This is a genomic window from Xanthomonas sp. NCPPB 1826, from assembly GCF_056725285.1.
The window spans coordinates 3,501,308-3,514,676 of sequence record NZ_CM161521.1; the positions used below are offsets into that span (position 1 = coordinate 3,501,308).

10 protein-coding genes and 1 other RNA gene are annotated in these 13,369 nt (G+C 65.7%); 4 read left to right on the forward strand and 7 right to left on the reverse strand.

Annotated elements, in window-relative coordinates:
* The first annotated feature begins 47 nt into the window (after positions 1-47).
* The 3 genes from ptsP to AC1PLA_RS14900 all read left to right on the forward strand — a co-directional run bounded on the left by ptsP (position 48) and on the right by AC1PLA_RS14900 (position 4,230).
* Complete coding sequence (ptsP, locus tag AC1PLA_RS14890) at positions 48-1,778, forward strand: phosphoenolpyruvate--protein phosphotransferase (protein WP_039813360.1); 1,731 nt, start codon at positions 48-50, stop codon at positions 1,776-1,778.
* A 143-nt stretch (positions 1,779-1,921) separates the two neighbouring features.
* Complete coding sequence (gene mgtE / locus AC1PLA_RS14895) at positions 1,922-3,283, forward strand: magnesium transporter (RefSeq protein ID WP_016904202.1); 1,362 nt, start codon at positions 1,922-1,924, stop codon at positions 3,281-3,283.
* Between the two features lie 107 nt (positions 3,284-3,390).
* Positions 3,391-4,230: a carboxylesterase family protein gene (locus AC1PLA_RS14900; RefSeq protein WP_481104839.1), complete on the forward strand. Its 840-nt coding sequence runs from the start codon at positions 3,391-3,393 to the stop codon at positions 4,228-4,230.
* A 37-nt stretch (positions 4,231-4,267) separates the two neighbouring features.
* Here the strand turns inward: AC1PLA_RS14900 and cydB are convergent, their stop codons facing one another.
* The 4 genes from cydB to AC1PLA_RS14920 all read right to left on the reverse strand — a co-directional run bounded on the left by cydB (position 4,268) and on the right by AC1PLA_RS14920 (position 8,396).
* Positions 4,268-5,284, reverse strand: coding sequence for a cytochrome d ubiquinol oxidase subunit II (gene cydB / locus AC1PLA_RS14905; protein WP_039515200.1), 1,017 nt, complete (start codon positions 5,282-5,284; stop codon positions 4,268-4,270).
* Complete coding sequence (locus tag AC1PLA_RS14910; RefSeq protein WP_104569710.1) at positions 5,284-6,681, reverse strand: cytochrome ubiquinol oxidase subunit I; 1,398 nt, start codon at positions 6,679-6,681, stop codon at positions 5,284-5,286. Before AC1PLA_RS14910 ends, cydB begins: the two co-directional genes overlap by 1 nt.
* Positions 6,682-6,866: 185 nt before the next feature.
* Positions 6,867-6,943: non-coding RNA, sX9 sRNA (locus AC1PLA_RS14915), on the reverse strand.
* A 223-nt stretch (positions 6,944-7,166) separates the two neighbouring features.
* Positions 7,167-8,396 (reverse strand): membrane dipeptidase, encoded by a 1,230-nt coding sequence (locus AC1PLA_RS14920; protein WP_481104840.1) that lies wholly within the window; start codon positions 8,394-8,396, stop codon positions 7,167-7,169.
* Positions 8,397-8,434: 38 nt separating this feature from the next.
* Between AC1PLA_RS14920 and AC1PLA_RS14925 the strand changes: the two genes are divergently transcribed.
* Positions 8,435-8,680 carry a hypothetical protein gene (locus tag AC1PLA_RS14925; protein ID WP_481104841.1) on the forward strand — a complete coding sequence of 82 codons (246 nt, stop codon included), beginning with the start codon at positions 8,435-8,437 and terminating at the stop codon, positions 8,678-8,680.
* Between the two features lie 2 nt (positions 8,681-8,682).
* Here AC1PLA_RS14925 and AC1PLA_RS14930 read toward each other — a convergent pair whose 3' ends face one another.
* The 3 genes from AC1PLA_RS14930 to AC1PLA_RS14940 all read right to left on the reverse strand — a co-directional run bounded on the left by AC1PLA_RS14930 (position 8,683) and on the right by AC1PLA_RS14940 (position 13,157).
* Entirely contained in the window at positions 8,683-10,071 is a 1,389-nt protein-coding gene (locus AC1PLA_RS14930; protein ID WP_481104842.1) for an amino acid permease, read from the reverse strand.
* 257 nt (positions 10,072-10,328) lie between these two features.
* Complete coding sequence (locus AC1PLA_RS14935) at positions 10,329-11,390, reverse strand: pectate lyase family protein (RefSeq protein ID WP_039526156.1); 1,062 nt, start codon at positions 11,388-11,390, stop codon at positions 10,329-10,331.
* Positions 11,391-12,215: 825 nt separating this feature from the next.
* The gene (locus AC1PLA_RS14940) at positions 12,216-13,157 is read right to left on the reverse strand and encodes a proline iminopeptidase-family hydrolase (protein WP_349779840.1); all 942 of its coding nucleotides are present in this window, start codon (positions 13,155-13,157) and stop codon (positions 12,216-12,218) included.
* Between the last annotated feature and the right edge of the window lie 212 nt (positions 13,158-13,369).

Sequence of the window (13,369 nt, forward strand, 5' to 3'; positions counted from 1 at the left end):
GTCGGTGCGGGGCTGACCGACAGGGCGCGTCCGCGCCAGGGCCGCATATGAGCCTGCGTTTGCGTGGACACGCCGCCTCGCGCGGTAACGCACTCGGACGCGCGCGCGTGCGCCAGAGCCACACGCTGGAAGTGGCCGAACAACGCGTGCCCGCCAGCCAGGTGGAAACCCAGCTGCAGCGTCTGCACCTGGCGATCGAGGCGGCACGCACCGAGATGCAGCAGCTGCGCGACCGCCTGCATGGCGCGCTTGCGCGGGAGGTCGGCGAGTTCCTCGAACTGCATGCGCTGCTGCTCGACGACCCGGAGCTGCTGCAAGGCCTGGACGAGTTGATCCGCACCCACCGCTACAGCGCCGACTACGCCTTGCGCGTGCAGCGTGACCGGCTGGCGGCGGTGTTCGACGGCATGGAGGACGCCTACCTGAAGAGCCGCATGGACGACCTGGATCACGTCATCGGCCGCATCCATGCGTTCTTGCACAAGCGCGCGCCCGACCTCAAGGGCGTGGCCGGCGAGATCCTGGTCTGCGACAACGTGGCGCCGTCGGAGCTGGCGCAGCTGCAGGCGCAAGGGGTGGTCGGCATCGTCACCACCGCCGGCAGCGCGCTGTCGCACAGCGCGATCCTGGCGCGCAGCCTGCACCTGCCGCTGGTGGTGGGGGTAAGCGATGCGGTCCAGCGGATCGACGACGGCGACGTGTTGATCGTCGATGCCGGCTCCGGCCAGGTCATCGTCGACCCCAAGCCTGAGCATCTGCGCGATTACCGCGAGCGCCTGCGCGCGCTGGCCAAGGAACAGCGCGAACTCGGACGGTTGCGCTCCAAACCCACGCGCACACGCGACAACGTCGATATCACGCTGCTGGCCAATGCCGAATCGCTGGAGGACGTGGCCAGGGCGCACGCACTCGGCGCCAGCGGCCTTGGCCTGTATCGCACCGAATTCCTGTTCCTGCAGCGCAGCGAGTTGCCGGACGAAGAAGAACAGTTCCACACCTATCGCGACACCGTGCTGGGCATGAGCGGGCGACCGGTCACCATCCGCACCCTGGATCTGGGCGCCGACAAGGCCGACCGCACCGGCCTGACCTTGAGCGATGAGGACAACCCGGCGCTGGGCTTGCGCGGGGTGCGGTTGTCGCTGGCCCGCCCTGCGGTGGCGCAGGCGCAGTTGCGCGCGATCCTGCGCGCCTCCGGCTACGGGCCGGTGCGCATCCTGGTGCCGATGGTCAGCGGCCGCGAGGAGGTCCAGCTGCTGCGCCGGCAGATCAAGAAGCTGGCCGCGCAATTGCGCGAACAAGGCCACGAGATCGCCGAGCACATTCCGCTGGGCGCGATGATCGAGGTGCCGGCTGCGGCCCTGGCGCTGGACTGCTTTATCGACGACATCGATTTCCTGTCGATCGGTACCAACGATCTGGTGCAGTACCTGCTCGCGGTGGATCGCAACAACGAGGCATTGGGCGAGCTGTATTCGCCGTTGCATCCGGCGGTGCTGCGCCTGATCGCGCAGGTGATCGCCACCGGGCGCGCGTACGCCAAGCCGGTGGCGGTGTGCGGCGAGATCGCGGGCGACCCACGCTTCGTGCCGATGTTGCTGGCGCTGGGACTCACCGAATTCAGCCTGCATCCGGCCACGCTGCTGGAAGTGCGCCGTGCGGTGCGCGACATCCACCTGGGCGAGTTGCGCGTGCAGGGCGACAAGCTGCTGCGCGCGCGCGACCGCAAGGGCATCGAGAAGTGGCTGGCTACCGTCGCGCAGGGCCTGGCGCGCTGAGCGATCGCGTCATCGCGCAGGCGATGTTCTAACGCGTTGCGAGCGGCACTGTATGTTTCGTCACCGTGCGCAAGCGATAATGCCGTGCTGACTCAGCAGCGCGTCTTCCATCGGGACGTGTCCACTCTTCCAGGGAGCCGCGCATGGCCGAAGCCGTCCGCCACGACAAGACCGCGCGCCAGCTGCGACTGCTGTCCGATGCGCTCGATAGCGGACGCCTGGGCCCGGTACGCCGGCTGGTCAATACGCTCGCGCCGGCGGAGATCGGCAACCTGCTGGAGTCGCTGCCGCCCGGCAAGCGCGAAGTGGTGTGGGGGCTGGTCGACCCGGAAGACGACGGCGAAGTGCTGCTGCATGTCGGCGATGAAGTACGCGAAAGCCTGCTGGCCGACATGGACACCGACGAGATCGTCGCCGCGGTCGAAGACCTCGACATCGACGATCTGGCCAATCTGGTCGAAGACCTGCCCGACACCGTCATCGACGAAGTGCTCAAGTCGATGGACCGCGAGAACCGCGAGCGGCTCGAGCAGGTGCTGTCGTACCCGGAGGACACTGCCGGCCGCCTGATGAATCCGGACGTGGTGACGGTGCGCGCCGACGTCAATGTCGATGTGGTACTGCGCTATCTGCGCCTGCGCGGCGAGCTACCAGACCACACCGATCACCTGTATGTGGTGAGCCGGCGCCACCAGTACCTGGGCCGGGTGTCGCTGGCCGCGCTGGTCACCCACGAGGACAGCACGCCGGTCAATCGCCTGATCGACGACGAACAACCGGCGATCGATGTCGGCGATGGCTCCGACGAGGTGGCACGGCGCTTCTCGGACCACGACTGGATCTCCGCGCCGGTGGTTGACGACAACAACATCCTGCTCGGCCGCATCACCATCGACGACGTGGTCGACATCATCCGCGAACAGGCCGAACACCAGGCCATGAGCGCGGCCGGTCTGGACGAGGACGAGGACATGTTCAGCCCGGCGCGGCGCGCCTTCCGCCGCCGCCTGATCTGGTTGGGCATCAACCTGTGCACCGCCTTCCTTGCGTCCAGCGTGGTCAGCCGCTTCGAAGGCACGATCGAGAAGCTGGTGGCGCTGGCGGCGTTGATGCCGATCGTCGCCGGCATGGGCGGCAACGCCGGCACCCAGGTGCTGGCCCTGATGGTGCGCGGTCTGGCGCTGGGCCAGATCGGCTCTTCCAACGTGATGACCCTGCTCAAGAAGGAGCTCACCGTCGCGCTGATCAACGGCCTGGTGCTGGGCGTGGGCCTGGGCCTGATCGTGCTGGCCTGGTTCCAGCAGCCGATGCTGTCGCTGGTGATAGGCACCGCGCTGACCTTGAACATGCTCACCGCCGCATTCGGCGGGGTGCTGGTCCCGGTGACGCTGAAACGGCTGGGCTTCGATCCGGCATTGGCCGGTGGCGTGATCCTGACCACGCTGACCGACGTGATGGGGTTCCTGAGCTTCCTCGGCCTGGCGACGCTGATCCTGCTGCCGTAGTCGCCGTGTCGGGCCATGGCGATCAACGTTGCGCCGAGCACACCGCGGCGACAATCAGATGAATATTCGACAGAAATCGCCGCAATGCGACATGCCAGCACAGCTGCATGCGGCGATACTGCGGGTATGTCATCGGTCAGGGGGTGTGCGTGATCCGTCGTTGTCTTGTTATTGCGATTCTTGCGCTGCTGCTGGCCGGCTGTTCCAGCATGGCTGAGCGCCACCACGACGGTCGCCGCGGCCATTTCGTCACCCGCACGCTGCAGCTGGAAGGACGGCTCTACCGCTATCAGGTGTTCGTGCCGACCTCCAAGGCGCCGCAACCGCGCCCCATCGTGCTGTTCCTGCATGGCTCGGGCGAACGCGGCGACAACGGGCGCGATCAGGCCGAAGTCGGCGTCGGCCCCTACCTGAGCGAACACACTGCCGAGTTCCCGGCGCTGGTGGTGCTGCCGCAGGTGCCCGACGACGAGGAGTGGCTGGGCATCAATGCACGCATGGCGATCGCCGCGCTGGATGCGGCCAGCGCCGAATTCGGTGCCGACCCGCAGCGCACCTATCTCACCGGCATCTCGATGGGCGGCTATGGCGCCTGGGAAATCGGCCTGATGCAGCCGCAGCGCTTTGCCGCGATCGTGCCGATCTGCGGTGCGCTCAAGGCGCCACGCGATGAGCGTCGCACGCTCTACGTCAGCCTGGTGGCCAAGGAAGCCGACCCGTATACCGCTGCGGTCACCCAGCTCAGGCACGTGCCGATCTGGATGTTCCATGGCGCCAAGGACGACTCGGTGCCACCGCATGACGACCGTGCGCTGTACCGCGCCGCCAAGGGCATCGGCGCCAACGTGCGCTACAGCGAATATCCGGACGGCAACCACAATGCCTGGGATGCGACCTACGCAGACCCGGCGATGTGGGAGTGGATGTTCAAGCAACGCCTGCGCTGAGCGGGCGGCGCATCGCGCCGATGCGGTCTGCGCCCGCTCAGTGGTGATAGCCGGTATCGGCGGTGATCTTGCCGCGGAACACGCGGTACGACCACACCGTATAGCCCAGGATCAGCGGCAGCAGCACCACCAGGCCAATCAGTGCGAACAGCTGCGACGACGGCGGCGCGGCGGCCTGCCAGATCGTGTAGACCGGCGGCACCAGATACGGCCACATGCCCAGCACCAGGCCGAGGAAGCCGAGCACGAACAGGCCCATCGCCAGCAGGAACGGCGGCGTATCCGGCCGCCCCGCTTCGGTGCAACGCCAGAGCGCGAACCCGACGATGGCGACCAGCACCGGCACCGGCATCAGCCACAGGTAATGCGCGCCGCTGAACCAGCGGTCCATCACATGCGATTGCAGCGACGGCAGCCACGCGCTGACCAGGCCGATGAAGATCAGCACGCTGATGGTCAGCGGCCGGCTCAACTGCCGCGCGAGCTGCTGCACATGGCCTTCGGTCTTGAGGATCAGCCAGGTGCTGCCGAGCAGCGCGTAGCCGAACACCAGCGCCGCGCCGGTCAGCATCGCGAACGGACTGAACCAGCCCCAGATGCCGCCGACATAGCGGTCGTTTTCGATCGGCAGGCCCTGCACCAGCGCACCCAGGATCACGCCCTGCGCAAACGTGGCCAGGATCGAGCCGGCAGCGAAGGCATTGCTCCATAGCCGCCGCGAGCGGTGCGCCTTGAAGCGGAACTCGAACGCCACCCCGCGGAACACCAGCGCCATCACCATCAACAACACCGGCAGATACAGCGCCGACAGGATCACCGCATACGCCTTGGGAAACGCCGCCAGCAGCCCTGCCCCGCCCAGCACCAGCCAGGTCTCGTTGCCGTCCCAGATCGGCGCGGCGGTATTCATCATCAGATCCAGCTGCGCTTCGTCCTTGCGGAACGGCGCCAGGATGCCGATGCCGAGCACGAAGCCGTCCAACACCACGTACATCAGCACCCCGAAGCCGATCACCGCGAACCACGCCACCGGCAATACGCTGCTCATGTCCATCATGCGGCTCCGTCGATCGGTTCGTCGGCCGCCGACAGCGGCCGTGCCGGGGTGTGTTCGCCGTGGTCCAGCTGCGGCGCGTCATGCGGGGTCGGGCCGATCTTGCCGATCTTGACCAGGTACCAGATGCCCCAGCCGAACACGAACGCATAGCCGGCCACGTACACCGCCAGCGAGATTGCGGTCATCAGCGTCGATTGCGGTCCCACGGCATCGGCAGTACGCAACAGGCCATAGACCACGTACGGCTGCCGCCCCATCTCGGTCACGAACCAGCCCGACACCAGCGCGATGAAGCCGCTCGGCAACATCCAGCGCCAAGTCGCCAGCAGCCAGCGCCACTGCAGCAACTTGCCGCGCCACCAGGCGAACGCCGAAACCCAGGCCACCAGCAGCATCAACGAGCCCAGCCCGACCATGACGCGGAATGCGAAGAACACCGGCATCACCGGCGGGCGATCGGCCGCCGGCACCGAGGTCAGCGGCGCAATGCTGCCTTCCGCACTGTGGGTCAGGATCAGGCTGCCCAGGCGCGGGATCGCCACCTCGTAATCGTTGCGCTCGGCCTGCGCATTGGGCAGCGCGAACAGCACCAGCGGAAACCCCTTGCCCTGGCCTTCGTCATGCCAGTGCGCTTCCATCGCCGCGATCTTCATCGGCTGGTGCTTGAGCGTGTTCAAGCCATGCATGTCGCCGACGAAGATCTGCAGCGGCACGGTGATCGCCGCGAAGGCCACCGCCAGCTTGAGCATGCGCAGCCCGGCCTCGCGATGCACGCCGCGATGCAGATACCACGCCCCCACCGCACCGACCACGAAGCAGGTGGTGATGAACGAGCCCAGCGCCATATGCGCAAGCCGATACGGGAACGAGGGGTTGAAGATGATCTTCAGCCACGCCACCGGATGCACGATGCCGTCCACCACCTCATAGCCGGCCGGGGTCTGCAGCCAGCTGTTGGACGACAGGATCCAGAACGTGGAAAACAGCGTGCCCAGCGCCACCATGCAGGTCGCCAAAAAATGCAGGCGCTCGGAAATGCGCCCCCAGCCGAACATCATCACGCCCAGGAAACTGGCTTCGAGGAAGAACGCGGTCAGCACCTCGTAGCTCAGCAACGGGCCGATCACGCTGCCGGCGATCCGGCTCAGCTCCGGCCAGTTGGCCCCGAACTGGAAGGCCATCACGATGCCGCTGACCACGCCCATGCCGAACGACACCGCGAAGATCTTCTGCCAGAAGAAATACAGCTCGCGCCACACCGGCAGCCGGGTGCGCAGCCAGCGCCACTCGAGAAATGCCAGCAGGCTGGACAGCCCGATGGTGAATGCGGGAAACAGCACGTGGAATGCGATGACGAATCCGAACTGGATCCGCGATAACAGCAAGGCATCCATGGAGAATCCTCCAGGAAAAAGATGGGGCAGCATCAGCGCACAGGCTGCAGGTCGATTGCCGAACACCAGTGCCGGTCGATCGCGACCTGTGCGCTACGGGATCATGATAAGGACGGTCGTGCTCGTTCCCGATGCGACACGGCGTCGCATCTGCGGCAAATTGCCGCGCTTGTGCAGCCAGCAGCGGCCCACAACCCGCAGCGGGTGGTCGTCAGGTGGGTGCGGACGGCGCGCCCGGAACCGCAGCGCAGGCGTGGCTCATGCCGATTCGTAGCACCGGCCGCGCCTGCCTGACGTTATAGCTTTGTTGGCCCTCTCGGCGATGCTACACCCGGGGTGCAATGCAGCGCGCATTCCTTGCACGCAGACGCGTTGCACACAGGCCGGTCACCGTGATGCACCCGGCTCTCGCAGGTGCACACCTGCACGCGATGGAAGGTCACCGGGCTGCCCCACCGCATCCGCACGCAGGTCACCGGAAAACGCTACGGCCGCACCCGCTCCCAGACCCGCAGGAAATTGCCGCTATACACATCGACGATGCGTTGCGTGGGCCAGCCGGCATCCAGCATCGCCTGCGTGAGCCTGGGCAGATCCGCGCCGCTGCGCATACCGGTCGGCAGGCTGGAAATGCCGCCATCGAAATCGCTACCGAAACTCAGGTGCTTCCACGGATCCTCGACGATCCCCATGGCGGCGATCTGTCGGGCAAAGGCTTCGTAGTAGCCGACGACAAAGGCGAGATCGGCATCCATGTCCGGCTTGCCGTCGGCCAGATAGGCATGTTGCAGAAAGTACGGCGCCAGAATGACGCTGATGCAGCCACCGGTCTGGACGATGGCGCGGATCGCCGCGTCGTCGAGCCCGCGGTCGAGATGACGCGACGGCCGCGTCTCGGCGCCACGGGTGACGCTGCGCGAGGCGGCATGCGAGGCGAAGGCCGGCACGTTGCGACGGACGCAGATGGCGCAGGCATCGAGGACGCCCTGGCTTGAGGTATGCGAAAGATCCACCAACAGTCCGACATCGATGCAGCGCTCCACGACCTTGCGGCCGAATTCAGAGAGCCCCGCGCCCTCGATCCCGCGCCACGGATTGAGCGGCGCATAGCCGGCCTGGGAGATGTCGGTATGGCTGAAATGGTTGAGCGTCACATAGGCGGCGCCGGCCCTGGCAGCGAGGCCCAGGCGCTCCAGCCGCAGCGCCTGGCTGCGGACCCCGCGTGGGCCGAGCATATGCGCACCCTCCAGCGACAGGATGGCGCAGCAAAGACCCTCGGCCCGAACCGCGCGCAGCTCGGCGGCGCTGCGTGCCAGCCGCATCCGACCGTTGCTCGCGGCCACCATCTCCTCGACATAGCGCTGATGCTCCACCCAGTTGTTCCAGGGGTCGAGAAACGGCGCGCCGAAGAGGTTCTCCCACAACGCGTGGGCGCTGAAGCAGGCAGCGCCGTAGCCGCCGGCCAGAAAGTCCGGGCCGCTGACGTGGTACATCAGCGGTTGGTTGCGACCTCTTGGCGAGGTCTTGGACATCAGCCAGAGGATCAGCGAGCGCCGATGCGCTTTCCAGTCGCCCTTCCAGTAGTCGAAGCCACCCAGGCGCGACAGATACAGCGAGTCCAGATGCGTGTCGACCGGATAGGCCAGCGCATGCACCGCCTCCAGTGTGCGGGCGGCAGGCAAGGCAGCAGAATTCTCGGACGAAACGGCATGCATGCACGAACCCCGGCGATGACTGCTGAAACAATCAAGGAATGAAGCGATGCATTTTCATCGTCGCGCGCTGGCGCGCCGATATTTTCCAGCCAACCGATGCAACGCACAGAATCGGCCCGATGACAGTAGCCGAGCTGGATCGGCAGATCCAGCCACTCGCCTGTCTGATGGGGAAGGAAACCGCAAGACTGCTTGCGTGTTCTCGCTTCGACGGTGTGCAACAGCGCACTGCCGCCGTGGTTGCGCCGCTGGACGATCACGCCCTCAGCCGCGCAGACCTATAAGCTCATGTGCTTGCACGCACGCGTCGCGCCACTTCGCTGACCACGGCGATGAAGACAGTCAGACCGACCATCGACAGGAACTGCGCGCGGGTGTCCGCCGAGGACGCCAGCAGCACGAAGATCACCGCCAGGATCGCCAGGGCCAGCAGGGTCAGAAACGGATAACCCCGCATGCGGAACGGCAGCGCGATGCCGGCGCGGTCGGCGCGTGCGCGCAGGATCAGCTGCGACAGCAGCGAGATCGTCCACACCAGCAGGCAGGTGGCGCCGACGATGTTGAGCAGCATCGGCAACACCTTGTTGGGGTACAGCAGTTCCAGCGCGGCTGCGGCAAATCCGAACAGCACGCTGGCGATCACCGCCACCAGCGGCACCTGCTCGCCGCTGGTCCTGCCAAGCAGCCGCGGTGCTTCGCCGCGCTGCGCCAGCGAGAAGATCATCCGCGAGGCGCCGTACAGATTGGCATTGAGCGCCGACAGCAAGGCCACCACGGCGACCAGGGTGATGGCGGTGGCCGCGCCGGGAATGCGCGCCACCTCCAGCACGGCGGCAAACGGCGAGCTGAGCGCCGCGCTGTTCCACGGGACCACTGCCACGATCACGCTGATCGAGCCGATGTAGAACACCAGGATGCGCCATGCCACGGTGCGAATCGTGCGTGCCAGGCTGCGGCCCGGGTCGGCGGTTTCCGCGGCGGCCACTGCGACGATTTCGGTGCCGCCAAAGGCGAACACCACCACCAGCAACGCCGAGCCGATGCCGGCCAGCCCCTTGGGCGCGAATCCGCCGTTCTGGGTGAAGTTGGACAGCCCCGGCGACACCACGCCGGGCAACCAGCCGGCCAGCAGGGCCACGCCGATCAGCAGAAACACCACGATCGCAACGACCTTGAGGATGGCGAACCAGAATTCGAACTCGCCGAAATTGCGCACACCGAGCAGATTGATCGCGGTGAAGGTGGCCATGAACACCACCGCCAGCAACGGCACCGACAACGCCGGCCATACCGAGGCGAGCAGGCCCGCCGCGCCGACCGCCTCGGCGGCGATCACCACCACGATCTGCAGCCACCACAACCAGCCCACCGTCGCACCGGCGGTCGGGCCCATCGCGTCGGCTGCATACACCGAAAACGCACCGCTGGCCGGTTTGGACGCGGCCATTTCGCCCAGCGCGTTCATCACGATGATCACCAGCGCTCCGGCGATCAGGTACGACACCAGCACCGCCGGCCCCGCCGCGTGGATCCCCACGCCAGAGCCCAGAAACAGCCCGGCGCCGATCGCCGTGCCCAGGCCCATCATCATCAATTGCCGCGGTTTCAGCGCGTGGCGCAAGGTGGGCGCGGCGGACGGAGCGTGCTCAGCAACGGGATCGGTTGGAAGCGGCATGGACGGGCTTGCATGGATTGGATCGCGACACGATACCGCGTCGCGGCGCCTGCCGCGCCTCTTGACGCCGGCGCCGGAGCGAGGTCGATCAAACTGGAGGACGCCTGCCTGCATCCACCGCCAGGGATTCACTGCCACGTGCAACCAGCGGTGGCCGCCGTGCCTGGCCGCAAACCGACGATGCACGAACCAGCTGCACCCACAGACAAGAATCCCCGGACAGGCCGGGGATCCATGTGACCGCACCCTGTTGCCGCTTACTCGGCCAGGTTGGTGCCCGCACCGGCGGTGGCGATCACCTTGGCCTTGACCTGTGCGGCCGGGGTGATGCTGTAGGTGTAGCCCAGCGGTTCCGGGAACACCTTGGTGGTGATCCAGTTGGTGGCGTTGGCGTACGGCTTGCTGCCATCCGGGGTGCCCCAGGTGATCCCGCTGCCGACGTAGTTGTTGATCAGGTCCCAGTAGCCGATCTCGCTGCTGTCGCGCGAGGTCACCGGGTTCTTGATGTTCTCGAAGTAGTTGGACTCGATCTTGGCCACCCCGCCCATGCGCACGTTGATGCCCGAGGTGGTGACGTTGTTGAAGTAGTTGTTGTAGATGTGGCTCAGCCCACGCCGTTGCAACGGCACGCGCGATTCGACGTTCTCGAAGCGGTTGTGGTGGTAGGTGGTGCGCGCGGCCGAATTCTTGGTGTCGCTGTCGCTGTATCCGTTGAGCGCGACCTTCTGGTAGTTGTAGACGTGGTTGTAGGACACGGTGACGTGATGGGTGCCCTTCTTCATGTCGATGCCGCCATCGAAAGATGCATCGCCGGCGCCCGAGCACTTGGTCAAGGAGGCGAACACGGTGTTGTGGTCGACCCAGATCTTGGACGGCGAGCCGCTGGAATTGCCTTCCAGCGAAATCGAGTCGGCATCTTCACCGCCCTGCAGCAGGCCGATGGTCATGTTCTGGATGATGACGTTGCTGGAGTTGCCCACCACCCATAGCCCGAAGTTGGCCGATGAGCCGTTGGCACCCTTGATGGTGATGTTGCTCTTGTTCTTGATCTGCACGGTCTTGGCCGGCAACTTCCACTGCGCGCAGACGTCCTTGATGCTGCTGAAGTCGAACTTGCCGGTGTAGTTGAGCACCAACCCGCCGCTGCCGGAATAACTGTCGATCGCAGCCTGCATCGCCTCGAAGGTGGTCACGGTGACCGGTGTCTTGTTGCCGCCGCCGGTGGTGCCGGCACCGTACCCGACCGGGCCGGCGATGGCGCCCGCAGCGCAGGCGGACAGTGCAAGCGCAACTGCGCCCTGGAATGTCTTGATGATCATGCAGCCTCTCCCAAAGTGTGGAAAAGCGATGCGTGCTGCCTGCGCCGGAGCGACGACAACAGCAAAGCGGTGCGTGGGGGCCGCATTCTTCGCGCGATTTAAAACATAAAACAATTATCCATCACTGAAACTTTGACGCACCACGGTGTTCTCCGTGCAGGACATGCAAAAGAGACAGCAAGAGACACCCGGGACAGGACACCGTTGCGGCGTGTGCAGTGTTTTTGTGCTTATGCAGATGTGTTTTTCATGCATGCAAACGCAGGCCGATGCTGGTTTACTCACGCGCGCTTTCGACCGCAGTTGCTAGCGGCAGCTGCGTTTTTTAAGCATTGAAGTGCAACACGAAATGCTGCGCAGTGGTCACTGCACACGAACGTATGTTGTGAGCGTCATTGGTGCGTAGCAGCAGCGTCATCGCAGACACGCGGTTTGCATGGCTTGTGTGGTTTACACGGCATTTGATGCCGCGTTGCAGAAGACGATGCGTGATTGCGCCTTTGGATCAATCGCGACAGTGGGCGAGCACTGGCGCTACGACCAGCCTCTTTCGACATTGTCAGGCCGATTCGGTCCGACCACGTGGTACGTCAGGTGGTGTTCGACCGTAGCCTGGCAATCCGCATTGGATGTGTCGGCTCAGCGACACGCGGTTGAGGCATAGCTGCGTGTATCGACAGGAGGACTCTTCAATCATTTGCTCATACTGACGCCTACGATGCGCAAGCAAGGCAGCGCATGCTCAATCGCGACGCGTCGCAGCTGCGCACCGCAGCCGGGCACGCTCAGCTTCACGTGCACTTACATACACCCCACCCCATCCGCTCAAACAGCGCGGCTGTCCTGCAGGGAGGCATGCACCAGCTGCTCGCCGGGCCACGGCGTCTGGTCGTCGAGGAAGTTGCCGACCAGGCGCATGCACGCCGGGCGTTCTTCCACATGCGGCATATGGCTGGAATTGGCGAACACATGCCACCGCGCGTCCGGGATCAGGCGTGCGTACGGCTCCACCGTTTCCGGTGTGGCCTCGTCGTACTTGCCCGACAGCACCAGCGTGGGCGCGTTGATGCGGTGCAGGCGCTCGATGATGCTCCAGTTACGCAGGCTGCCGACCACATGGAATTCGGTCGGGCCATTCATCGCGTGATACACGGTCGGGTCGGCATCGATGGCGGCGAAGGTGCGCGCCACTTCCGCAGGCCAGGGCAGCACGCGGCAGACGTGCTGGGCGTAGAACACCTGGCTTGCGGCGCGATAGGCCGGGTCGTCCAGGGTGCCGGCCGCCTCGTGCGCGTCCAGCGCCGCCTGGATGTCCTCGGGCAGGCGCGCACGCAGCCGCAGCGCTGCAGCGCGCCACAAGCCCATCGATGCCGGGGAGTTGGCGATCACCAGCGCACGCAGGCCGGCCGGCCGCCGCACCGCATGCTCGGCCGCCAGCATCCCGCCCCAGGACTGCCCGAGCAGCGCGTATTGCGACAGCCCCAACTGCGTGATCAGGGCCTGCAACTCGTCCAGAAACAGCCCCACCGTCCAGAAACCGGGGTCCGCATCGGGAAGATGGGTGGACTTGCCGTTGCCGAGCTGGTCGTAATGGATCACCGCGCGGCCATTGGCCGCCAGGTCCTTGAAGCTGTCCACATAGTCGTGGGTGCAGCCGGGGCCGCCGTGCAGCACGATCAGCGGGCAGGCATCGCTGCGCAGGTCGCCGGTGATGCGGTACCAGGTCCGGTACCCACGAAATTCGACGTAACCCTCGGTGGACTGCATGACCTGCGCCTGCTAACGGCAAGAATGAGCGCCGAGCCTAGCGAGGCAACCGCCGCGCGTTAACTGGCAAAACTCCCAGGTTCGTGGCGCGTTCGAAGCTCGGAGCCGGCTGCGCGTGCGGCCGGGCGCATCATCGGTCGCCAGGACGGGCACCAACCCGTGCAGCGATTGCGACTGCCGATCGCAAACTTTCGCCGCAGGGAAATCGCCTA

Bases quoted from the DNA above. Each gene is read 5' to 3' on its own strand.
- AC1PLA_RS14920 (WP_481104840.1), bottom strand. From the start codon at position 8,396: ATGCATGCCGTTTCGTCCGAGAATTCTGCTGCCTTGCCTGCCGCCCGC.
- AC1PLA_RS14900 (WP_481104839.1), top strand. From the start codon at position 3,391: ATGCGGCGATACTGCGGGTATGTCATCGGTCAGGGGGTGTGCGTGATC.
- AC1PLA_RS14935 (WP_039526156.1), bottom strand. From the start codon at position 11,390: ATGATCATCAAGACATTCCAGGGCGCAGTTGCGCTTGCACTGTCCGCC.
- cydB (WP_039515200.1), bottom strand. From the start codon at position 5,284: ATGGACATGAGCAGCGTATTGCCGGTGGCGTGGTTCGCGGTGATCGGC.
- mgtE (WP_016904202.1), top strand. From the start codon at position 1,922: ATGGCCGAAGCCGTCCGCCACGACAAGACCGCGCGCCAGCTGCGACTG.
- ptsP (WP_039813360.1), top strand. From the start codon at position 48: ATGAGCCTGCGTTTGCGTGGACACGCCGCCTCGCGCGGTAACGCACTC.
- AC1PLA_RS14925 (WP_481104841.1), top strand. From the start codon at position 8,435: ATGAAGCGATGCATTTTCATCGTCGCGCGCTGGCGCGCCGATATTTTC.
- AC1PLA_RS14910 (WP_104569710.1), bottom strand. From the start codon at position 6,681: ATGGATGCCTTGCTGTTATCGCGGATCCAGTTCGGATTCGTCATCGCA.
- AC1PLA_RS14940 (WP_349779840.1), bottom strand. From the start codon at position 13,157: ATGCAGTCCACCGAGGGTTACGTCGAATTTCGTGGGTACCGGACCTGG.
- AC1PLA_RS14930 (WP_481104842.1), bottom strand. From the start codon at position 10,071: ATGCCGCTTCCAACCGATCCCGTTGCTGAGCACGCTCCGTCCGCCGCG.